The 20,342-nt window shown below is 67.0% G+C and carries 16 protein-coding genes; 6 read left to right on the top strand and 10 right to left on the bottom strand.

The window, feature by feature from the left end; genetic code table 11:
• Nucleotides 1–54 precede the first annotated feature (54 nt).
• A complete protein-coding gene (locus GK109_RS05490) occupies nucleotides 55–375 on the top strand; it encodes a hypothetical protein (RefSeq protein ID WP_157238977.1) in 321 nt (106 codons plus the stop codon).
• Here GK109_RS05490 and GK109_RS05485 read toward each other — a convergent pair.
• The 4 genes from GK109_RS05485 to GK109_RS05470 all read right to left on the bottom strand — a co-directional run bounded on the left by GK109_RS05485 (nucleotide 372) and on the right by GK109_RS05470 (nucleotide 3,440).
• Complete coding sequence (locus tag GK109_RS05485) at nucleotides 372–1,079, bottom strand: YqjF family protein (protein ID WP_157242671.1); 708 nt, start codon at nucleotides 1,077–1,079, stop codon at nucleotides 372–374. The two genes, GK109_RS05490 and GK109_RS05485, sit on opposite strands and share 4 nt — an antisense overlap.
• Before the next feature lie 108 nt (nucleotides 1,080–1,187).
• On the bottom strand, nucleotides 1,188–1,583 hold the full coding sequence (locus GK109_RS05480; RefSeq protein WP_157238976.1) for a DUF1622 domain-containing protein: 396 nt from the start codon (nucleotides 1,581–1,583) through the stop codon (nucleotides 1,188–1,190).
• A 72-nt stretch (nucleotides 1,584–1,655) separates the two neighbouring features.
• A complete protein-coding gene (locus GK109_RS05475) occupies nucleotides 1,656–2,516 on the bottom strand; it encodes an SDR family oxidoreductase (protein WP_157238975.1) in 861 nt (286 codons plus the stop codon).
• 3 nt (nucleotides 2,517–2,519) lie between these two features.
• Entirely contained in the window at nucleotides 2,520–3,440 is a 921-nt protein-coding gene (locus GK109_RS05470; RefSeq protein WP_157238974.1) for an MSMEG_6728 family protein, read from the bottom strand.
• A 156-nt stretch (nucleotides 3,441–3,596) separates the two neighbouring features.
• Here GK109_RS05470 and GK109_RS05465 point away from each other — a divergent pair, with 156 nt between their 5' ends.
• Nucleotides 3,597–4,187, top strand: coding sequence for a hypothetical protein (locus GK109_RS05465; protein ID WP_157238973.1), 591 nt, complete (start codon nucleotides 3,597–3,599; stop codon nucleotides 4,185–4,187).
• A gap of 182 nt (nucleotides 4,188–4,369) precedes the next feature.
• On the opposite strand, the gene GK109_RS05460 is transcribed toward GK109_RS05465, so the two are convergent.
• Complete coding sequence (locus tag GK109_RS05460; RefSeq protein ID WP_157238972.1) at nucleotides 4,370–5,005, bottom strand: transglycosylase family protein; 636 nt, start codon at nucleotides 5,003–5,005, stop codon at nucleotides 4,370–4,372.
• Nucleotides 5,006–5,176: 171 nt separating this feature from the next.
• Entirely contained in the window at nucleotides 5,177–7,753 is a 2,577-nt protein-coding gene (locus tag GK109_RS05455) for an excinuclease ABC subunit UvrA (protein WP_157238971.1), read from the bottom strand.
• A 48-nt stretch (nucleotides 7,754–7,801) separates the two neighbouring features.
• Between GK109_RS05455 and GK109_RS05450 the strand changes: the two genes are divergently transcribed.
• The 3 genes from GK109_RS05450 to GK109_RS05440 all read left to right on the top strand — a co-directional run bounded on the left by GK109_RS05450 (nucleotide 7,802) and on the right by GK109_RS05440 (nucleotide 10,548).
• Nucleotides 7,802–8,866: an adenosine deaminase gene (locus GK109_RS05450; RefSeq protein WP_197432419.1), complete on the top strand. Its 1,065-nt coding sequence runs from the start codon at nucleotides 7,802–7,804 to the stop codon at nucleotides 8,864–8,866.
• Between the two features lie 254 nt (nucleotides 8,867–9,120).
• Nucleotides 9,121–10,059, top strand: a complete 939-nt coding sequence (locus GK109_RS05445) for a glycosidase (protein ID WP_157238970.1) — start codon at nucleotides 9,121–9,123, stop codon at nucleotides 10,057–10,059.
• Between the two features lie 111 nt (nucleotides 10,060–10,170).
• The gene (locus tag GK109_RS05440) at nucleotides 10,171–10,548 is read left to right on the top strand and encodes an acylphosphatase (RefSeq protein WP_157238969.1); all 378 of its coding nucleotides are present in this window, start codon (nucleotides 10,171–10,173) and stop codon (nucleotides 10,546–10,548) included.
• 38 nt (nucleotides 10,549–10,586) lie between these two features.
• On the opposite strand, the gene GK109_RS05435 is transcribed toward GK109_RS05440, so the two are convergent.
• The 3 genes from GK109_RS05435 to GK109_RS05425 form a co-directional block, all read right to left on the bottom strand.
• On the bottom strand, nucleotides 10,587–14,201 hold the full coding sequence (locus GK109_RS05435) for a TM0106 family RecB-like putative nuclease (protein WP_370460421.1): 3,615 nt from the start codon (nucleotides 14,199–14,201) through the stop codon (nucleotides 10,587–10,589).
• Between the two features lie 175 nt (nucleotides 14,202–14,376).
• Nucleotides 14,377–15,576: a TerC family protein gene (locus tag GK109_RS05430; protein WP_370460420.1), complete on the bottom strand. Its 1,200-nt coding sequence runs from the start codon at nucleotides 15,574–15,576 to the stop codon at nucleotides 14,377–14,379.
• Between the two features lie 41 nt (nucleotides 15,577–15,617).
• Nucleotides 15,618–17,294: an ATP-dependent DNA helicase RecQ gene (locus GK109_RS05425; protein ID WP_157238968.1), complete on the bottom strand. Its 1,677-nt coding sequence runs from the start codon at nucleotides 17,292–17,294 to the stop codon at nucleotides 15,618–15,620.
• A gap of 223 nt (nucleotides 17,295–17,517) precedes the next feature.
• On the opposite strand from GK109_RS05425, the gene GK109_RS05420 reads away from it, so the two are divergent.
• Nucleotides 17,518–19,845, top strand: coding sequence for an FdhF/YdeP family oxidoreductase (locus tag GK109_RS05420; protein ID WP_321215470.1), 2,328 nt, complete (start codon nucleotides 17,518–17,520; stop codon nucleotides 19,843–19,845).
• Nucleotides 19,846–19,867: 22 nt separating this feature from the next.
• On the opposite strand, the gene GK109_RS05415 is transcribed toward GK109_RS05420, so the two are convergent.
• Nucleotides 19,868–20,197 carry a DUF6457 domain-containing protein gene (locus GK109_RS05415; RefSeq protein WP_157238966.1) on the bottom strand — a complete coding sequence of 110 codons (330 nt, stop codon included), beginning with the start codon at nucleotides 20,195–20,197 and terminating at the stop codon, nucleotides 19,868–19,870.
• Between the last annotated feature and the right edge of the window lie 145 nt (nucleotides 20,198–20,342).

The raw sequence follows: 20,342 nt of genomic DNA, 5'->3' as shown, positions 1-20,342 counted from the left end.
CGGCTCGGCCTCGGCCGACTTTCGGCGGCAGGGGGTTTCTGCAAAGGTTGCTTCATGACTTATTTCCTGGAGTACACGATTCCCGCCGCGCCCGACGAAGCCGAGTTTGAGTTTCCCTATGATGAGATCAACCCCGGGACCACTATTCCGTTGTCGGAGACCGATGCGGAGGTGGTGCACGCCCCGGAACTCCCGGCCAGGACCGGCATCGTCGCTGCCACCGTTCCCGAAGCGAAGCTTGAGGCTGAGCAGCTGATCCTGCACAGCCGGGCTTCTGAAGGTTCCCTCTACTTTGACCCGTCCAATTCCCTGCAGGCCGGAGTTGGAACGCTCGTTGCCACGTTCAGCGAAGGCCGGGGCTGGCAGGACGCCTAAGTGCCCGTAGGCTGGCCGGGGCTCCCCACCAGCCTTGGCCGTCCGAACTGGGTCCGCACGCCAGGCGAAAACAGGACAGATTCAGGCGGCCCGCTCACCCTGATACCCGCTGAAGCAATCAGTTCATCCTTCACATGGTGCAGCGTGGCAGAGCACAGCGGCCATGGCTCGTGGGTGTTGGGAATGTAGATGCTCCGGCCCCGGAACATGCCGTGCATGCCAAACCTCGCCGTCAGAAAGACCGATAACGGGTCGTCGACGGCGGCGCCGGACTGGGGTACGACGGCGAAGCTGCTCCGTGCCCCTTGCCTGAAGCGCCTGACCGAAAAGCCGGGGGCGTCATTGCCCGGCGAGTCCGGCTCCGCCTGCGAATACCGGATCCGCGACCACACGTAGGGAATTCCCGCTGCCCGGGCCGCCAAAACCACTGGCAGCCGGTCCGCGTCCAAGCTCAGGAAGACCACGCCCCGGGTTCCGTCGGGTTCCCGCGAGTAGAGGCGCACATTGACTTCATTGAAGCTGCCCAGATACGGGATCCGTGGGCCGCGTCCAAATCCGGCGTTCTTCATGCGGAAACCGATAAGCCCCACCCACGAACTGCCGTCGAAGACGTCCGGCTGCACTCCAGGGGGCATGAATCGGGCAGCTACGTTTTCCGGGAGGCGCCAGTGAAGGAAGATGGCGTCGGCCCACCGCTGGTCCATGATGCGGGGCAGTGGAAGCTCAGGCGGGGTGGGCCAGAGGCCGGCGGCGGTTGGATGGGTGTCCACGTGCGAAGCCTACCGGAGGCGGCCGGCCGTTCACGCTGGCGCTTATTCGGCGGCGGCGCCCGCAGGATCGCGGGCCTCCCGGGACTCCTTCTGCCACGGCCAGCGCCCGGTGATTTCCAGCTCGAGCGAGAAACTGAGGAACGTCCGGATCAGAACGATGACGGCGAGAACGCCGACACTTTCGAAGGTTGGGGTGACGGCGACCGTGCGGATGATGTCGGCGGCCACCAGCAGTTCAAGGCCCAGGAGGATGGACCTGCCCAGCAGCTGCCGGTAAGAGCGGTACAGAGTCAGCTTTTCGGCGCCGGCGGGCAGTCTGCGGGGCTGGTGGCCGCGAAGCGCGAGGGGGATGGAGATGAGCGCCCCGACCACCATCACGGCCACCCCCGCAAAATCGACAAATTCGCCGACCGTTTCAATGATGTGCCGAAATTCCATGGTGTACGCCTTCCTATGTGCCCGAGGCCGAAGCTGTCAGCCTAAGCGCTGGCGCCGGTGTGCGGCCGCAATCTATGGGTGGCGTACCCCGTTGCCGGCGAGGATGTCCCGGTAGCCCTCCCGGAAAGAGGGGAACGCGAATTCGAACCCCGTGCTGCGCAGCAGGTCGTTGCGGCAGCGCTTGTTGCCGCCTCGTGCGGGCCCGGCATCACCCACGGGCGGCTCCGCAAGCCCCAGTTCCGCGGCGAGGAAGCGCAGCACCGTCCCCAGATCGGCGGGGTCGTTGTCCACGCCGACGTAGACAGGGGCCGGTTCTGGAGGCATGGTGGCCAGGTGGACGATGGCGGCAGCGGCGTCGTCGCGATGGATGCGGTTGGTGTACCTGGCATCTTCCGGGACCACGGCGGTGCCGCCCCGGACTTGGTCGATCAGGCGGGTGCGGCCAGGTCCGTAGATGCCGCCCAGCCGGAGGGACGTCGCCCTGGTCGCCGTTCCGCTGAATGCTGCCTGCAGCAGCTGCTCCGCTTCCAGCAGGACTCGGCCGGAAAACCCGCCGGGGCGGGGAGGCGTATTTTCATCCACCCAGCCGCCCCCGGCATCGCCGTAAACCGCCGTGGAGGAAACGAAGAGCACCCGCTGCGGCCTCACGCCGTCGCGTTCCAGGGCATCGAGCACATGGGTGAGACCGTCCGCATAGGCGGCCCGGTAGGCCTCCTCTGTTGGCGAGTCGGCAGCTACCGCTATGACGACGGCGGTGGTGTCTGCCGGGACGCGCGGCAGGCCGGGTGCGCTCAGGTCCGCCGCAACACCTTCGATGGCGGCCGGCAGTTTGGCGGGGGTACGGCGCCAGCCCACAACGCGGTGGCCAAGGGCGTGGAACCGCAGCCCGGCTTCGGTCCCCAGGTCACCGCAGCCGGCTAAAAGGATGGTCATTCTTTACGGCGCCTCAACCGGGAAGAACACGCGCGGGTCCTGGAGAAGGGCCGGGTAGGCAAAGGCGGTGCGGTCAATGATTTCAGTAACGGTGAAATTCCTGCCGAACCGGCCGTCCTCCAGCGTGATGGGCCGGCCCACCACCTGTCCCACCGCGAACTTCGCGCCGTGCTCGAACGGAACGGCCACCGGGGTTTTGCCCGGCAACGTCGAGAACGCTTCCTCCTGTGCGAGGCGCTTGCGGGTTGGCTTCTTGACCAGCTGCCTGGGCGGCGCCTTCCGGGGCTGCCGGGAAGGACGGCGGGATCCGTCGTCCAGGAAGACAGGGGAGTAGTCATCGTCGCCAAGAACCGCCGCCGCTGCGGCCGCGGAGCTCCGGCTCACCGGCGGAAGCGCCACCGTGTTCAGCGTCTGGGGGTCGACGTCGTGGTGCGGTGAACGGAGGATCCACAGAATGTCGCCCTCGGGCTCCTGCGGCAGGAACTCATGCTTGGGCTCCGGCCAGATGTAGTCCATCTCGGGGATGGCATCGGCGAACACTGAGCTGTAGAACTTCGGTTCCTTGCGCACCAGCTTGGAGCGGTGGCTGAGGTGGAAGTCAGCATCCCCAAGCCACGGCGGCATCGGAATCTTCGCCGCATAGTCCGGGTGGGCGGCCTGCGGTGCGAACTCGGTGATGTTCGCCCGGGTGTTGTCGGGGTGGCCGCGCTTGGTCCACTCATCCACCATTGCCAGGCCGTACATGGTGAGGGCCGGCACGTAGCCCATCCACATCCGGATGGCCGGGTGGGTCTGCCAGCCGTATCCCGGAAGCACCAGGGATCGAAGCGTCTGCAGCGCCTCGACGCGCTGCTTGCCCAGCCTGGCGGTGTCCAGGGCGGCGGCGCTCTGCCGGAAATCGGGGTACGGAAGGAAGGTTTGCATCTCTTCAGTCTGACGGCACCTGGCGGATGTGCCAATTGCAGTGCCACGGGCCACATGGGGAGGTCCTGGATGTTCACATCGTGGACGCATGCATACGCCGGGGGCCTCCAGGCACTAAGATCGCCGCAACCACCCCAGCGTTTTGGAAGCTCACTCATGACATCAACAGTTGAAAAAACCACCGGAACCACTCCAGCCTTCGTGCCCCGCTACGGTCAGATGCTAAGTCCGGAAGCAAAGGGCATCCTGGTCCTCGACGAGTTCACCATCGATCCTGCCGCAGCGCGCAAAGAGCAGCACCGCTTCCGCGACGGCATGGCTGCGGTCGCCCGGACCATGCGCCGGATTGCCGCCCTCCGCGTGGTGATCGCGATTGTAGCCATCGGGAACCTGCCGCTGTTCCTGCTCTCCAGCGGCTGGTGGATCTACGCCGTGTCGCTCACCCTCGTGGTGGCCGTACACGCGGCTGTTTCGTGGCTGAACCGCCACGAGCCGCGGCTCAAGCAGCGCTCCGCCCTGGAGCTGCACATGCACCGCGAACGCAGCGCCAACTACCGCAAGGTGCGCGACGCCGTGAAATACATGATCGACACCCCTGCGCGCATGAACGAGCACCTTTACCTGGAACTGCTCGCCGCAAAGCGCGTCGCCCTCAACCTGGCCCACGGCACCGTCGCCCTGCTGGACACCAGCGACGACTCCGCCTGGAAGGTACGGATCGTGCGGGAGCTGCCGGCCGCCAGCTGACCTGCCAGGCGGTGCCTGTAAGAATTAAAGAACGACGCCGGCACGTCCCTTATGGGGGCGTGCCGGCGTCGTTTTTTGGTCAACGGAATTTGTCTATCGCCGACCTGTCTGGGGTGCCCCTGGGGGCTGGCGCCTCGCCGTGGCTGGCCCCGCGGCGACAAGCCGCAGAGCCCATGCAGCCACTACGCGGGGAGCTGGAGGACCTGCCCCTCGAATACGAGGTTGGGATCAGAAATGGTGTCCGTGTTGGCGTCGGCAAGGTGCTGCCAGCCGCCCTCGACGCCGAGCTTCTGGGCCACGATGCTGAGGGTGTCGCCGGCCTGCAGTGTGTAGGTCTCGCCGCTGAGGGCCACTGTTGTGGCATGCTTTGCCACCGGCGCCTGGGCCACGGGCGCGCTTTGGACCGGAGCGGTTTGCGCGGCCTGGACCGGAGCGCTCTGGACAGGCGTTGCCTGGACTGCCCCGGTGGCGCCGCCGCTCAGGCCCAGCTGTGCGGCGCATGACGGCCAGGCGCCCCAGCCCTGCGAGGCCTGGACCTGCTCGGCTACGGCGATCTGCTGCTCGCGGCTCGCGTCCGCGGCTGAACCGGTGCCTCCGTAGGCAGCCCAGGTGGTGGGGCTGAACTGCAGGCCGCCGGAGTAGCCGTTTCCGGTGTTGGTGGCCCAGTTGCCGCCGCTCTCACACTGCGCCAAGGCGTCCCAGGTGGAGGTGCTGGTGGTGGCGTTGGCCGCCGTCGCCGAGAGCGCCAGGCCTGCCGCGGAGATGGCGGCTACAGTGGCCCCGCGGCGTGCGGCAGTACGGAATTTGGTGTTTTTCATGATGGTGATGCTCCTGAAGGCCACCTGCGCTGGTTCCGTCCCCGGAGATCATCGCGCCACTGCCCGCCCCTGACGAATAGAGGTCACTTTCGGTGTCTGCCTGCTGGGCAGTTGTGGTGGAGGCAGCACCGGGCATTCCTTGGCCCGCCAGCAGCGGGCATGCTTTTCACGCTAGGACATCACCGGGGCGTTATCAAATCGAGATTTTCCTGGGTGTTGGCTGGTGGTTGCCTGACCGAGCGCGGCGGCCAGGTAGGAAGCGGTGCGGCTGCGGGTGGAACGCGCGACGGCGGCAGGCGTCCCGGCCGCCATGATCTGCCCGCCCTTGTCCCCTCCTGACGGTCCAAGGTCGATCACCCAGTCTGCCCCCGCCACCACTGCCATGTCGTGCTCGACCACCACCACCGAGTTTCCGGCATCCACCAGGCCGTGGAGCTGGGTCATCAGCAGCTGCACGTCGGCAGGATGCAGTCCGGTGGTCGGTTCATCGAGGAGGTAGAGGCTGTGGCCGCGCTGTGCCCGTTGCAGTTCGGTAGCGAGCTTGATGCGCTGCGCCTCGCCGCCGGAGAGCTCGGTGGCCGGCTGCCCCAGCCGCAAATAGCCGAGGCCCACGTCCCTCAGGCTTTTGAGGCTCCTCGCGGCAGCAGGGATGCCGGCCAGGAAATCGGAGGCGGCGTCCACCGTCATGGCCAGAACCTCGGCGACGTTCAGGCCCCGGTACAGCACCTCAAGCGTTTCGGGGTTGTAGCGGGACCCCGCGCACTCCGGGCACGGGCCGTAACTGCCGGGCAGGAAGAGCAGTTCGACGGCGACGAACCCCTCGCCCTGGCAGGTTTCGCAGCGCCCGCCAGCCACGTTGAAGGAGAACCTCCCGGCGCCGAAGCCGCGGGCCTTGGCCTGCTCCGTGGCGGCGAATTCCTTGCGGACGGCGTCGAAAAGCCCGGTGTAGGTGGCCAGGTTGGAACGCGGGGTCCGGCCGATGGGCTTCTGGTCCACAGTCACCAGGCGGTCAATGCGGTGGCCGCCCAGGACGCTTCCCAGCTCCAGGGGCTCCGCGGCCCCGTCCTGCTCCACCGGGGTCCTGAGCCCGGAGCCGACGGCCTCGCCCAGGACCTTGCTCACCAGCGTGGACTTGCCGGAGCCGGACACCCCGGTGACAGCCGTCAGCACGCCCAGGGGGAACTCGGCATCCAGCCCGCGCAGGTTGTGCCGGGTGATGTCCTTCAGCTCCAGCCACTCCTCCGGTTCCCTGGCCCCGCCGTCACGGTAACCGCCGCCCGGGACGGATGCGCCGTCGTCGAACAGGAACGGCCTGGTGACGGACTCCTCAACCGCGGCGAGGCCGTCAACCGGCCCGCTGTAGAGCACCTCGCCGCCGCCTTCGCCGGCGCGGGGGCCCACGTCGACCAGCCAGTCCGCCCTGCGGACCACATCCATGTTGTGCTCCACCACGAACACCGAGTTGCCGGAGGACTTCAGCTGCTCCAGCACTTCCAGCAGCGGCTCCGCGTCGGCCGGATGAAGCCCGGCGGAGGGCTCATCCAGCACGTAGATCACACCGAACAGGCCCGACCGCAGCTGTGTGGCGATCCTGAGCCGCTGCATCTCGCCCGGCGACAGGGTGGGGGTGGCCCGGCCGAGCGCCAGGTAGCCGAGCCCAAGGTCCAGCAGGACCGTGATCCGCTGCAGCAGGTCCCGGGTGATGGCCACCGCCACCTCGTTCGACTCTCCGGAAAGTTGCCTGCGGGAGGCCGTGCCGGCGTCGTCCAGTCCAGCGGTGGGACGGACAACCTCGGCCAGCTCCACCATGGGGAGCCCGTTCAGTTCCGCGATGGTCCTGCCCGCAAACGTGACGGCCAGGGCCTCCGGCACCAGCCCCGTCCCGGAACAGCGGGGGCACGGCCCGGACTCCATGTAGGCCAGCACGCGGTCGCGCATGGAGGCGCTCTGCGAGTCGGCCAGCGTATGGAGGACGTAGCTCCTGGCGCTCCAGAACCGCCCCTTGTACGGTTTGGCCACCCGGTCACGCTGCGGAGTCACCTCCACCACGGGCTGTTCCTCGGTGAAGAGGATCCAGTCGCGGTGTTTTCTGGGCAGCTTGCGCCAGGGGATGTCGACGTCGTAGCCCAGGTGGGTGAGGATGTCCCGGAGGTTTTTCCCCTGCCAGGCGCCGGGCCAGGCGGCGATGGCGCCGTCGCGGATGCTGAGTGACGGGTCCGGGACCAGCGAGGACTCGGTGACGGTGTGCGCGACGCCCAGGCCGTGGCATTCCCGGCAGGCGCCGGCGGCCGTGTTGGGGGAGAAGGCATCCGAGTCCAGCTGGGTGGAGCCTGCCGGGTACGTGCCCGCCCGGGAGAACAGCATGCGCAGGGAGTTGGAGAGCGTGGTGACGGTTCCCACCGTGGACCGGCTGCTGGGCGCGCCGCGGCGCTGTTGCAGGGCGACGGCGGGCGGCAGGCCGCTGATCAGCTCCACCTTGGGGTTGTGCCCCTGCTGGATGAGGCGGCGCGCGTACGGGGCGACGGACTCGAAGTAGCGCCGCTGGGCCTCGGCGTAGATGGTGCCGAACGCCAGCGAGGACTTGCCGGACCCGGAGACGCCCGTGAACGCCACGATCGCATCGCGCGGGACGTCCACGTCAACGTTCCGGAGATTGTTTTCCCGGGCTCCCCGGACCCGGACAAAACCGCCAGCGGAAGGGGAGGGAGCCGGGTACTGCAGGTCATCAGCGTGCTTAGCGTTCTGCATTGGTTCGACTCTAGTGGTGATTCCGGCGCTGGGCATTATCCTGACCCGATGGATAACTTTGCCGGCGGCACTGCCGTGCCCGAAACAGAACTGGACGCAGCAGAGCTTGAAGTCCCCGCCAGGATCCTTCCGGTGGCCGAGCTGCACCTTCACATCGAGGGAACCCTCCAGCCCGAGCTGATCTTCGCGCTCGCAGAGAGAAACGGCATCGCCCTGCCGTACGCAAGCCTGGACGAACTCCGGGAGAGGTACGAGTTCACGGACCTGCAGTCATTCCTGGACCTGTACTACGCGAACATGGCGGTGCTGCAGACCGAACAGGACTTCGCCGACATGACCCGGGCCTACCTGGAGCGGGCTGCTGCTGCCGGAGTCCGGCACGCCGAAATCATGATGGACCCGCAGGCCCACCTCTCGCGCGGGATTTCCCTGCAGACCTGCGTCAACGGTGTGGCTTCCGTACTGGCAACGTCGCAGGAGGACTTCGGGATTTCCACCCTGCTGATCGCTGCGTTCCTGCGCGATCTGTCCGAGGAGTCGGCACTGGAAGTGTTGGACAGCCTGCTGGCCATGAACGCACCCATTGCCGCCGTCGGCCTGGATTCCGCCGAGGTGGGCAATCCGCCGTCGAAATTCGAGCGGCTCTATGACAAGGCACGCGAGGCAGGCCTGCGGCTGACGGCGCACGCCGGCGAGGAGGGACCGCCGTCGTACATCATCGAAGCCCTGGACATCCTGGGCGTGGAACGCATTGACCACGGCATCCGCTGCATGGAGGATCCGGACCTGGTGGAGCGCCTGGTGGATGCGCGGATTCCGCTCACCGTCTGCCCGCTGTCCAACGTCCGGCTCCGGGCCGTGGACACCCTTGCCGAGCACCCGCTGCCCGCAATGCTCGCGGCCGGCCTGAACGTGTCCGTCAACTCGGACGATCCCGCGTACTTTGGCGGCTATGTGGACGACAACTTCGCCCAGTTGGGGGCGGTGTTTGAGCTGTCCGACTTCGACAAGGCCCGGCTGGCAGCGAACTCGATCCATTCGTCCTTCGCCTCCGAGGAACGGAAGGCGGAACTGCTGGAGGAACTGAACAGCGGCGAAGTGGCGGGCGCCTAACGTGTCCCAGGCAACAGCCGCTGGCTAATCCGGCTAATATAGGTGCCGCAGGCGTGTCTGGGAAGTGCAATGTCGCACCCATGTCAGCGCTCAAGGGTTGTGCAGTCAGCCCGTTTCCCGAGACCTCAGCCTCATTTGTTGGGATGTCCGCTTAATAGTCGGTCACGACACGCATTGTTAACCATTTCAAGTCGCGCGATTTAACCGGCAATTGGCAAGATGCCTATGACCGATCGCTTTTATAAAGGGGAACCATGGCCAAGTCCACCGCAGAAAACACCTTCCTTCGCCTCAAGACCGTGCTGGATGTCCTGACCGAAGGCGTGTGGTCAGGCGATGCACTGAACGCGGGGCAAGTCCTCGCGGAGGCTACGGCACGCGTGCCGTTCAACGAGCACGAGGCCGAACTGCTCAGCGGCGGGATTCCCCGCGGCCACAAGACGCTCACCTCGGCCACCGCAAAGCTGGTCAAGGCCGGCTGGCTGGTCAAGGGCCGCTCCGGCTGGACCATCACTGACGAAGGCATGCGCGCAACGGTTGCCTTCCCGGACGCCGTGTCCTTTGCCACCGCGCTCGACGCCGGCACTCCAGTGCCTGCCGATGTCCAGGTTCCCACTGCTCCCGAGGGCTTCGTGCGCAGGACCACCGCGGTCCCCGAAACGGCAGCCCCGGCAGCCCCGGCAGCCGTGGCCGCCGACGCCAAGAAGGCTCCCGCCAAGAAGACCCCGGCAAAGAAGGCCGCCGCCGCCGTGGGCAAGGCAGCCAAGGTGCTCGAGGACGCCGTCGAGCCCGTGGTCAAGGCCGTGCGCACCCGCAAGGCGCCGGCCAAGGCCACTGAAACCGCTGCACCCGTGGCAGCGGAACCGTTCGAGGACGCGGATGTTGAGACGCACCCGCAGCCCGAAGCGGTGGCTGTAGCCGGCGACTTCAACACCATCCTGGGTGCTCCGGAGAACTGGGCACCGCAGTACGACGAAGCCCAGATGGAGTTCGACTTCCTCGACCAGCTCTGGAAGAAGAGCACCGAACTGCCCGCCGGCTTCTACACCTTCAAGATCGCCCTCAACCGGTCCTGGGATGAGAACTACGGCGCGTTCGGCGTGTTCGACGGCCCCAACCACGAGCTGCACCACGCCGGCGGTCCAGTCACCATCCGCTACAACCACAGCACGCGCGACATCACCATCAACTAACTCCCGTGCCGCCCTCCCAACTAGGTAGCGCCAAGTGTCGTTTTGGACACTCAAAACGACACTTACTGCTACCTAGTTGGGAGGGGACGGCACTGACGGAGGGGAGGCACCATGGCACGGCACGCAGGTCCGTCATCCGGGGTGCCCGATCCTTCTGAGGGAGCCGCCTCATCCGACGCAGCCGCGTCATTCGACGGAGCCGCGTCATCCGAAGCGGATGCGGTGCGGCTGACGGCCCGGGTTTTTGGGGTGGTCCAGGGGGTGGGCTTCCGCTACCGGACCATGGGCAAAGCGGAAGAGCTTGGCCTCACCGGCGAGGTGAAGAACCTCGCCGACGGCTCGGTCGGCCTGATTGCCGAGGGACCCCAGTGGAAAATCAACGAGCTCCGGACCTGGCTGAATTCCGAACGCACCCCCGGGCGTGTGGAGCGCGTGGAGGACTCCATCTCCGCGGCTGAGGGTAACTTCCGCAGCTTCCGGGCGCGCTGAGCCCTACAGCTCCGTGCTCAATTCCGTGCTCAATCGGCTCAATCCCGCGGGCTGAGGCCGATGAAGGCGCCCAGCTCTTCCAGCGCTGCGGGCTTGTGCGGCATGTAGCTGGTGAGCTCGGGGGAGCGGATGATCACGGCCCGCCATTGCCCGCGTGACACGGCCACATTGATCCGGTTCCTGTTAAGCAGGAACTCAGCTCCCCGCGGCGCCTCGGCCACGGCGGAGCAGGCCATGGATACGAGTACAACGGGCGCTTCCTGACCCTGGAACTTGTCCACGGTCCCCACCCGGACATCCGGCAGCCCGGCTTCCTCCAGGGTTTTCCGGACCAGGTGGACCTGGGCGTTGTAGGCGGCCACCACCAGCAGGTCCTGCTGGTCGAGGGGCCGTGCCTCGCCCTGAGCCCCCGGCGTCCATTTCAGCCCAAGGTGCCGCCGTGCCTGGCGGACCACCTCCGCCGCCTCTTCCCTGGACGCTGTGGTGTTGCCGGTATGCTCCACGAACACGGTTTCGACGCCGGGTGGCAGCTCCTCGAGTTTCCGCTGCGATGCTGCCGGGGCGGACTGCAGCTTTCCTTCGTAGCTGAGCCCGGAAACGGCGCGGCACAGTTCCGGGTGCATCCGCCAGCTGTCGGCCAGGAAGTAGCCAAGGCTCGCAGGCAGGGTGGCGTGTCCCGCGGCCAGCCACCCCAGCGCGGACTCGTCCACGGGCTCCGGGTGCGCGCCCTGGGTGACCTGTGGCAGCTGCTGCGGATCGCCGAGCAGGAGCAGCCGCTTGGCGGCCCGGGAAACGGCAAGGGTGTTGGCCAGCGAGAACTGCCCGGCTTCATCGATCACCAGCAGATCCAGGGAACCGGCGGGGACTTCCTTGCCGGTCATGGTCCACGCCGTTCCGCCCACCAGGCAGCCGCCGGAGGACGCAAGCAGTCGGGCGACGTCGCCGTCCCTGCCGGACTTCCAGGGAACATCGTGCGGGGACGCCAGCTTCTTGGCTACCGCCGCCGGGTCAACGCCGCCGGCGGCAATGGCGCAGCAGAGCAGGTTCTCCACCACGTTGTGCGACTGGCCCACCACGCCGATCTTCCAGCCTTCTTTCACCAGCCGGCCGATGACGTGGGCCCCGACGTACGTCTTTCCCGTGCCCGGCGGGCCCTGCACGGCAAGGTAGGAACGGTCAAGGTCCCGGAGGGACGCCGTGATGGCCGCAGCATAGTCCGCGGTGCCATCGGTGTTGTGGGGCACGTCCACGGGCCCGGCCAGGGTGCTGAACCGCGGGGGCCGCTTGCGCAGGATGTCCAGCCCGGGTTGCGCCGGGAGCGAAGGAACGGACGCTCCAACGGTGGCGGCGATCTCCGCGATCGCAGCTTCGATGCTCGCGGTGGCCAGCGGCTGGTCCTCGGTGAGGGCCACGGGCAGGTGCGGGTAGGCGGCAACCTTCCCCGACTCCCGCTCGGCGATGGTGATGATGGTGTGCTCCGGGTTGTCAGGCGCCGGAGCAAGCTCGCTGATCCTGGTCCCGAAGGCGTAGGCGCGTGCGCCGGGAGCAGCGTCCGGGGCGGCCATGCCCTCCGGCGGCGGTGCATCGTAGAGCCGGCACCAGGTTGAGTCTGCGCGGAAATCGGACCCCTCGGTCATGGTGCCGCGGAGCCGGAGTACCCGTGTCCGCATACGCTCCCGGGGCTTGGCCAGCACCCAGTCGGAGGTGACCTCGGCCGAGGACACCACGAACACGTTCCGTTGGTCCGCCCAGTTCTCGAGCGGTGCTTCCACGCGGTCGAAGTGCTGCCACCAGAACTGTTTGCGCTCGCGGCGGTGGTAGCCGGTGGCGGCGGCCACCATCGCGATGGCGCGTTCGTCGTCGGTCCAGGGGCGGTTGTCCGGAAGGTCTGCCAAGTACTCGCGCAGCCTGGCCTCCGCCGGACTTTCCTTGGGGACAGGCCGCTGTTCCGGCGCTGGCCGTCGTTCGGCAGCGCCCTGGCGTTCCGGGGATGCTTCGGCCGCAGCGGCCTGCGCCCCCACCTCGCGCAGCCAGTCCCGGAGCCGGAGCGTGGACAGGCAGTCGTAACGGTTGTAGTCCGAGATGGACGCCAGGACCTTGTCCGCTTCCGCCATGTTCCCGGCATCGCGGGCCGCGCAATAGGCGGCGTAGGCCACCACCGAGGCACCCGCGTCCTTCACGTCCCCCGAGCGCAGGTTGTTGCCCATATAGAGCGGCTCCAGTTTCTTGATGGAATACGAGGGCTCGGAAATGCGCAGCGAATGCCGGACAGTGGCGTAAAGATCCACCAACAGCCCTTCCCGGAGCCAGCTGTCCACTGTCTCCTCCCCGGCCTGGTGCGCCAGCGAGAGGTTGCGGAGTGCCGTCTTTTCGTACGGTGCGTAGTGGTAGACGTGCATGTCCGGATACCGTGCCCGGCGTTCCTCCACGTAGCCAAGGAAATCCAGGAAGGCGCGGCGCTCCCCGGACCTGGAGTGCGCCCAGAACGGGCGGAACACCGGGTCGCCGTGGTGGCCTGGAGCCGGTGCCTCGACCACTCCGAACAGGTACTCGATGCCCCAGGCTCCGGTGGCGGGATCCTGCCAGAGGGGGTCTCCCTCGAAGTCGAAGAAGATGTCCCCGGGGCTGGGAGGCGGCAGTGACCCGATGGTGTTCCCGGGCAGGACAGTGAACGCGACTGTGTGCGGCTTGCCGTCCTTGGTGAACGTCCGGGAGCCCGCGACGGCGTCCAGCCCCAGCTGCATTCGGGCCTGCGACCGGAGCCGGGCCAAGGAATTCAGGGCGTCCCCGGCAGGCATCGCCGCAAGTTCGTCGATAGTGGTGATGCCGGCGGCGTGCAGTTTCTTTCGCTGCACCACCGACATCCCTGCCACCATCAGCAGGTCCCGGTGCAGATGCACCTGCTCGGCGCAGTAATCGCACCGGCCGCAGTGGACGATTCCCGGCTGCTGCCACTGCACCGTGGCGTCAGCCTCCCTGTGGTGCGCAACCAGTTCGCGGAAACGGCGCCGCCGTTCGCGGAAAACAGGCAGCAGGTCCGGAAGCGAATGGCTGCTGCGGAGCCAGTCCTCACCTATGCGCGTGCCCAGCACCAGCGTGACCACCGGTGAGGGCTCAATGCCCATCCCCAGCAGCTGGTCCCCGTACGCCGCAAGCTGCAGCAGCGCGCCCACCTTGGCGTGCCGGGCGAGTTTGGTGTCCCAGACCTCATAGCGCCCGGGGTTTCCGGTGCCCGCGGCTTCGTTGACCAGGAAGTCCGCGTAGCCCAGGAACTCGCCGTCAAAGAACGTGGCCTGGAAGACCACGTCCGCCCCGGACCGCAGGGCGAGCTCTGTTTCGGCATGCTTGGCCTGCAGCTCCCCGCGGCCGTTCCGGCCACGATCAAGGGAGTACACGCCCGCACCCCGGCCGGCATCCCATTCGCCGTACTTGGCAAGCAGGCTGGCCAGGACGGTTTGCTCGTGCCGGTCGCCCAGTTCGCCGGCGCGGACCTGCATTTCGTCTGCGGGAAAGACCGCCTTGGGGGAGCGGCCCAGTTTCTCGTCCAGGACCCGGAGCGTGCGGTACTCACACTCGCTGGCGGCCACAAGGTCGCTGGCGGAAAACACCAGGTCCGGCGGCGCGCCGGCCGCAGCAGCTTCAAGCAGGAACACGGAGCCTCCCCATCGACAGCCGGGCCGTCATCGGCGGGCGGGGGAGGATTCCCCTGGCCCTGAATCAAACCTAGCAAGAGACACCGACAAGCAGCCGGGCCCCGGAACTAGGTAGCGCCAAGTGTCGTTTTGAGCCCCCAAAACGACACTTGGCGCTACCTAGTTGGGTGGGCGGTCAGCCCTCCGCGGCCGCCCGCACCTGGGCTTTGTCATGCTCGGCATGGGCGGAGCGCAGCAGGTCCATGAACTCGGTTTCGTTCCGGATGAGGCGCTTGTACTTCTCCGGGAGCTTGCGGATCTGGTCCTCTTCGCGGCACATTGCGGCGAAGATCTTGTCCCGCTCGTTCATGTCCGTCTCGTAGTTCAGGTCCAGGTATTCAACGGCATGCCGCCTGGCACCGGAAACGGCGATCTTGGCCTTGCCCTTGGGGCTGAAAATGGATGCCAGGACGGTGACCACCAGGACACCCAGGATCACGCTCAGGGACACGCCCGTGCTGACCTCCACCACGTTCACGTGCTCGCCGTCGTTGATGAACGGCAGGGTGTTCTCGTGCAGGGCGTGCAGGATGAGCTTCACGCCGATGAACCCCAGGATGACGGCCAGGCCGTAGGAAAGGAAGATCAGGCGGTCCAGCAGCCCGTCGATCAGGAAGAACAGCTGCCGCAGGCCCATCAGGGAGAACGCCGTGGCCGTGAACACGATGAACACGTTCTGCGTCAGGCCGAAAATTGCCGGGATGGAGTCCAGCGCAAACAGGATGTCCGTGCCGCCGATCGCCACCATCACCAGGAGCATCGGGGTGAGGACGCGCTTGCCGTCCTGCACGGTGAAGAGCTTGTCGCCGTCGTAGTGTTCCGACGCCGGCAGGAGCTTCTTGGCGAGCCGGACCACCAGGCCGTCGGAGTCGTCGTCGTGGCTGTCCGGCTTGAGGAGGTTCCCGGCGGTGATGAGCAGGATCAGCCCGAAGATGTAGAACACCCAGGCGAAGCTGTTGATCAGTGCCGCGCCGAGGAAAATGAATGCCGTGCGGGCGATCAGGGAAAAGACGATGCCGAACAGCAGCACCTTCTGCTGGTCCGCGCGGGGCACCCGGAAGCTGGCCATGATGATGAGGAACACGAAGAGGTTGTCCACGGACAGCGCCTTCTCCGTGATGTACCCGGCAAAGTATTCGGTGCCCATGGTGGGTCCGCCGAACAGCAGCACGCCGAGCCCGAAAAGCAGCGCGATGCCCACGTAGAGGGCTGACCAGAAGGCAGATTCCTTGAGCGAGGGAGTGTGTGCCTTGCGGACGTGGAAGAAGAAGTCGAAGGCCAGCAGGCCTACGATCCCAATGACGGTCAGGGTCCAGACATAAGAAGGTACTTCCACGCGGCGGGCCTTTCGTTGGGGTCTCTTCCCAGCCTACCTACCTACGCGGGCTTCAGGAGTCCGTGTTCCATCACGGCGGCCCGCGAGAGGGTTTTGTAGCCCTCCTGTTCAAACAGGACGGTCATCACGTCATCCTCGTGCCGCATCACCAGCCCCGGACCCCACTCCTTATGGACCACGGCGGACTGGAGCGGGAACCGCTCCTCCGCCTGATCGCCCGAATCACTGCCGCCGTCGTCCGCTGAATGAAGGTCCGGCTTCTTCGCGGCAGCATCGGCGCACGCGTCGCAGTTGCCGCACGGCCCCGGCAGGTCCTCGCCAAAGTAGGACAGCAGGAACTGCCGCCGGCAGCTGTCCGTCTCGGCGTAGCCGCGCATCATGGTGAGCCGGGACTGGTCCACGCGCTGCCGGGCTTCGGCGAGTTCGACGACGCCGCCCACCAGGGCGGGCAGCTTCGCCGTGGAGGCGAGCCGGACGCCGCGCCTGCCGGACGTGACAGCGCCGGTTTCCTCCAGCTGGTTCACCAGCGAGGTGATGCGGCGGGCCGGCAAACCCGTGAGTTCGGCAAGGGAAGACCTGGGGGCCGGCGCGCCCGCTGACTTGAGGACCTTCAACAGGGCCAGGAGCGCCCCGGGATCGGCGGAGTGGGTTGCGAAGAACTTCCGCAGGCCCAGATCCTCTGAGCGGTAGTGCAGCACGGCCGCAGCGGGCTCACCGTCACGCCCCGCCCGGCCTATCTCCTGGTAGTAGGAATCCAGCGACTCGGGAATGTCCGCGTGGACCACGAAGCGCACATTGGGTTTGTCGATTCCCATACCGAACGCGGTGGTGGCCACCACGACGTCCAGCTTGTCGTCCAGGAACTGTTCGTGGATGCGCTCGCGGTCCGCGGCGGAGCGGCCGGCGTGGTACGCCTCCGCGCGCAGCCCCTCCTTCCCCAGCTTGGCGGCGTACTTTTCGGTGTCTTTGCGGGTGGCGGCGTAGAGGAGGCCCTGCCCGTCCCGTGCCATCGCCGCCACCTGTTGCATCACGGCCTGGCGCTTGCCCTTGTCCTCATGGTGCCGGACGACGTCCAGGCTGATGTTGGGCCGGTCGAAGCCGTGCACCAGGACCAGCGGGTCCTTCATGCGCAGCCGCTCCACGATCTCGTCCCGGACCGGGGGCGACGCGGTGGCGGTGAGGGCCGCAACGGGGGGATTGCCCAGCCGTTCACGGACGCTGCCCAGGCTGAGGTAGTCGGGGCGGAAATCGTGGCCCCAGGAGGAGACGCAGTGGGCCTCGTCTACGACGAACAGCGTGATGTCCAGGGCGGCGATGCGGTCCACCGTCTTCTGCTTGGCCAGCTGCTCCGGGGCGAGGAACAGGAACGCGGCCTTGCCGGCTTCCACCGCGTGCCACGCGGCCTCCACCTCCGAATCGCTGCGGGACGAATTGACGGCGACGGCGGCGCCCGCCCCCAGGTCCGCGGCCAGCCCGTCGAGCTGGTCCTCCTGCAGTGCGATGAGCGGGGAGACCACGACGGCGGGCCGCCGGGTCTTGTTGTGGAGGAACAGGGCAGCGACCTGGTAGATCGCAGATTTTCCGTAGCCGGTGGGCATCACCGCAAGGACGTCACGGCCGCCGACCAGCGCGGCCATGCCGGCCAGCTGGCCGTCCCGCAGGTGCGGCAGGGAAAAGGAGGACGCCGCGAGGGCGGACAGGGCAAGTTCGTCGGACATGAAAGGCGCTCCGCAGAGTGGTTCCCGCGGCCGCTTGCTTCAGCCGAGGTGACCAGCCTATCGCGGCCGGGAAGCGCCGTCGTCCGTCCTTCGCGGAGGGTGGTCCCGGACAAGAGGCCGTTTTCCTTGACTTCCCGGTTCCCCTGAACAAGTGTGGAAAGAGCCCGGACCCCCGAACATCCGGAGGGTGGCAGGTACCGGCTTAATGCGAGGAGAACCAGCAGTGACGCGCAAAAACCCCGAAGTCGATGAGGCTGACGAGTCTGAGATTGAAGTCAGCGGCCACCCGAAAACGTGGGCTGCCGGCGTGCCCGGCGTCTACCATTCCATGCAGCCGGCGCTCAAGCACATGGGCCTGGACCGGTCGCGGAAGACCCTGCTGGCGCTGAACCAGAAGGACGGGTTCGACTGCATGAGCTGCGCCTGGCCGGACCCGGGCCACCGCAAAACGTTCGAATTCTGCGAAAACGGCGCCAAGGCAGTGACCTGGGAGGCCACCCCGGTGGTGATCGGGTCCGAATTCTGGGCGGAGCATCCGGTCAGCGAGCTGCGGGAGCGGTCCGAGTACTGGCTGGGCATGCAGGGGCGCCTGACGGAGCCTGTCTACAAGCCTGCAGGCGAAGACCACTACCGGCCCGTGGGCTGGGACGAAGCGTTCGGGATCATTGCGGACAAGCTGAATTCGCTGCCCAGCCCCGACCAGGCAGCCTTCTACACCAGCGGCCGGACCTCGAACGAGGCAGCCTTCCTGTACCAGCTGTTCATCCGCGGATACGGCACCAACAACCTGCCGGACTGCTCCAACATGTGCCACGAGTCCTCGGGCTGGGCCATGGGCCAGACCATCGGCATCGGCAAAGCCACGGTTTCCTATGACGACTTCGCCAAGGCCGAGCTGATCATCATCATGGGCCAGAACCCGGGCACCAACCACCCCCGGATGCTCACCGCCCTCGAAGAAGCGAAGGAGGCCGGTGCCCGGATCGTGGCGGTCAACCCGCTGCCCGAGGCCGGGCTGATGCGCTACAAGAACCCTCAGACGGTGAAGGGGATCATCGGCCGCGGCACCGACCTGGCGGACCAGTTCCTGCAGGTGCGGATCGGCGGCGACATGGCGCTGCTGCAGGCCGTTTCCAAACGCGTCCTCGATGCGGAGGCCGCTCATCCGGGGACGGTGCTTGACCACCAGTTCCTCGAGGAACACTGCGACGGCCTCGAGGAACTCCGGGCGCACCTTGCTGAACTGGACGAGGCCGCCGTCCTTGAGGCCACGGGCCTGCGGACTGAGGAAATCGACGAGCTCGCGGCCCGGTACCTGGCCGCGGAGAAGGTGATCATCACCTGGGCGATGGGCATCACGCAGCAGAAGAAGGGCGTGGCCACCATCAAGGAAATCATCAACCTGCTGCTGCTGCGCGGCAACATCGGCAAGCCCGGCGCCGGCGCCTCCCCGATCCGGGGGCACAGCAACGTCCAGGGCGACCGGACCATGGGGATCTGGGAACAGATGCCGCCGGCATTCCTGGACGCCCTGGGCAAGGAATTCAGCTTCGAACCGCCGCGGACGCATGGCGCGGATGCGGTGGAGACCATCCGGCAGATGCGCGACGGCGGGATCAAGGTCTTCATCGCCATGGGCGGCAACTTCGTGGGCGCAATGTCCGACACCCGGGCTGCCGAGGCGGCGATGGAAGGCACCGAACTGTCCGTCCACGTTTCCACCAAGCTCAACCACTCCCACGCGGTCACGGGCGCCGAGGCCTTGATCCTGCCCACGCTCGGGCGAACCGAGATTGACCGGCAGGAGTCCGGCCCGCAGTTCGTGTCCGTGGAGGACACCGTCTGCGCCGTCCACGCCTCCCACGGCACGGTTGAACCCGTGGCGCCCGGCCTGCTCTCGGAGGTGGCCATCGTCTGCCGGATGGCGCAGCGGGTGCTGGGGGACCGGATCGCGGCGGACTGGGCGGGCTTCCAAAAGAACTACGACCTGATCCGCGAGCACATCTCCCACGTGGTGGTGGGCTGCGAGGACTACAACCGGAAGGTCAGGCAGGACGGCGGCTTCGTCCTGCCGAACGGTCCCCGCGACTCCCGAACGTTCAACACCCCCACCGGCAAGGCCATGCTGACCGTCAACGAGCTCGAGCATGTGGAGCGGCCGGCGGGCACCCTGATCCTGCAGAGCATGCGCTCGCACGACCAGTTCAACACCACCATCTACGGCCACAACGACCGCTACCGCGGCATCAAGAAGGGCCGCGAAGTGGTGTTCGTGAACCCGGCGGACCTTGCCGAACTGGGGCTTGAAGACGGGCAGCACGTGGACGTGCGCGGCGTGTACGGGGACAACGCAGAGCGGGTCCTCCGCAACTACCGGCTGGTGTCCTATCCGTCAGCCCGCGGGTGTGCTGCAGCCTACTATCCGGAAGCCAACGTGCTGGTGCCGCTGGAGAGCGTGGCGGAGGGCAGCCAGACGCCCGTCTCCAAAGCCGTGATCGTCCGTCTTGAGCCCGTTGCCGCCTTCCGTGAGGAGCCAACGGCCGCGGGATAAGCCGCGGTACAAAGCGGCGCGACTACTGCGCGGTGTCCGCCCAGCCTTTGCGGGCGGGCCCGCCGTCGTGCCCGTCCTCGCACAGCTGGAAGGCGGTGTCCGCGGCTTTGGCCACCGCGGCAGCCGCGTTCCCGCGGTTGCCTGCGCTGCCGGTTCCGGCCTGCAGCCCAGCCGCGTAGCCCACCATGAAGGTGGTCACCGGGGCTGCGGCGTGGGTGACAGACCCGGCCGATTTCCGGGCCAGGTCCAGGAGCAGTTCGTGGTCCACTTTCAGGTCCAGGATCTGCAGCGCCTGGGCCAGCCGGTTGCTCCATTGGTCCAGGATCTGCATTTCGTCCTCGTTGGCTGGCATGTCCGCTCCTTGGTTTTTCGGTCGCTTGCGATCGTTGGATCGTCCTCCGTGCCGAGACTACAAGGCTTCGCCGCGGAAGTCATTGGTTCCAGCCGGCGCAACCCCCAATTCATCAACGGGTAGACAGCCGGGCTTACTACCTCTA

The organism is Pseudarthrobacter sp. GA104, assembly GCF_009741265.1.
GTDB lineage: Bacteria > Actinomycetota > Actinomycetes > Actinomycetales > Micrococcaceae > Arthrobacter.
This window is presented reverse-complemented; position numbering and strand designations above follow the sequence as displayed.

What these genes read in the sequence shown, in the direction of transcription:
- GK109_RS05485 (WP_157242671.1), bottom strand. Translation starts at nt 1,079, where the DNA reads ATGGACCAGCGGTGGGCCGACGCCATCTTCCTTCACTGGCGCCTCCCG.
- GK109_RS05455 (WP_157238971.1), bottom strand. Translation starts at nt 7,753, where the DNA reads ATGCAGAACGCTAAGCACGCTGATGACCTGCAGTACCCGGCTCCCTCC.
- GK109_RS05415 (WP_157238966.1), bottom strand. Translation starts at nt 20,197, where the DNA reads ATGCCAGCCAACGAGGACGAAATGCAGATCCTGGACCAATGGAGCAAC.
- GK109_RS05425 (WP_157238968.1), bottom strand. Translation starts at nt 17,294, where the DNA reads ATGTCCGACGAACTTGCCCTGTCCGCCCTCGCGGCGTCCTCCTTTTCC.
- GK109_RS05440 (WP_157238969.1), top strand. Translation starts at nt 10,171, where the DNA reads ATGGCACGGCACGCAGGTCCGTCATCCGGGGTGCCCGATCCTTCTGAG.
- GK109_RS05480 (WP_157238976.1), bottom strand. Translation starts at nt 1,583, where the DNA reads ATGGAATTTCGGCACATCATTGAAACGGTCGGCGAATTTGTCGATTTT.
- GK109_RS05450 (WP_197432419.1), top strand. Translation starts at nt 7,802, where the DNA reads ATGGATAACTTTGCCGGCGGCACTGCCGTGCCCGAAACAGAACTGGAC.
- GK109_RS05460 (WP_157238972.1), bottom strand. Translation starts at nt 5,005, where the DNA reads ATGAAAAACACCAAATTCCGTACTGCCGCACGCCGCGGGGCCACTGTA.
- GK109_RS05490 (WP_157238977.1), top strand. Translation starts at nt 55, where the DNA reads ATGACTTATTTCCTGGAGTACACGATTCCCGCCGCGCCCGACGAAGCC.
- GK109_RS05470 (WP_157238974.1), bottom strand. Translation starts at nt 3,440, where the DNA reads ATGCAAACCTTCCTTCCGTACCCCGATTTCCGGCAGAGCGCCGCCGCC.
- GK109_RS05475 (WP_157238975.1), bottom strand. Translation starts at nt 2,516, where the DNA reads ATGACCATCCTTTTAGCCGGCTGCGGTGACCTGGGGACCGAAGCCGGG.
- GK109_RS05465 (WP_157238973.1), top strand. Translation starts at nt 3,597, where the DNA reads ATGACATCAACAGTTGAAAAAACCACCGGAACCACTCCAGCCTTCGTG.
- GK109_RS05445 (WP_157238970.1), top strand. Translation starts at nt 9,121, where the DNA reads ATGGCCAAGTCCACCGCAGAAAACACCTTCCTTCGCCTCAAGACCGTG.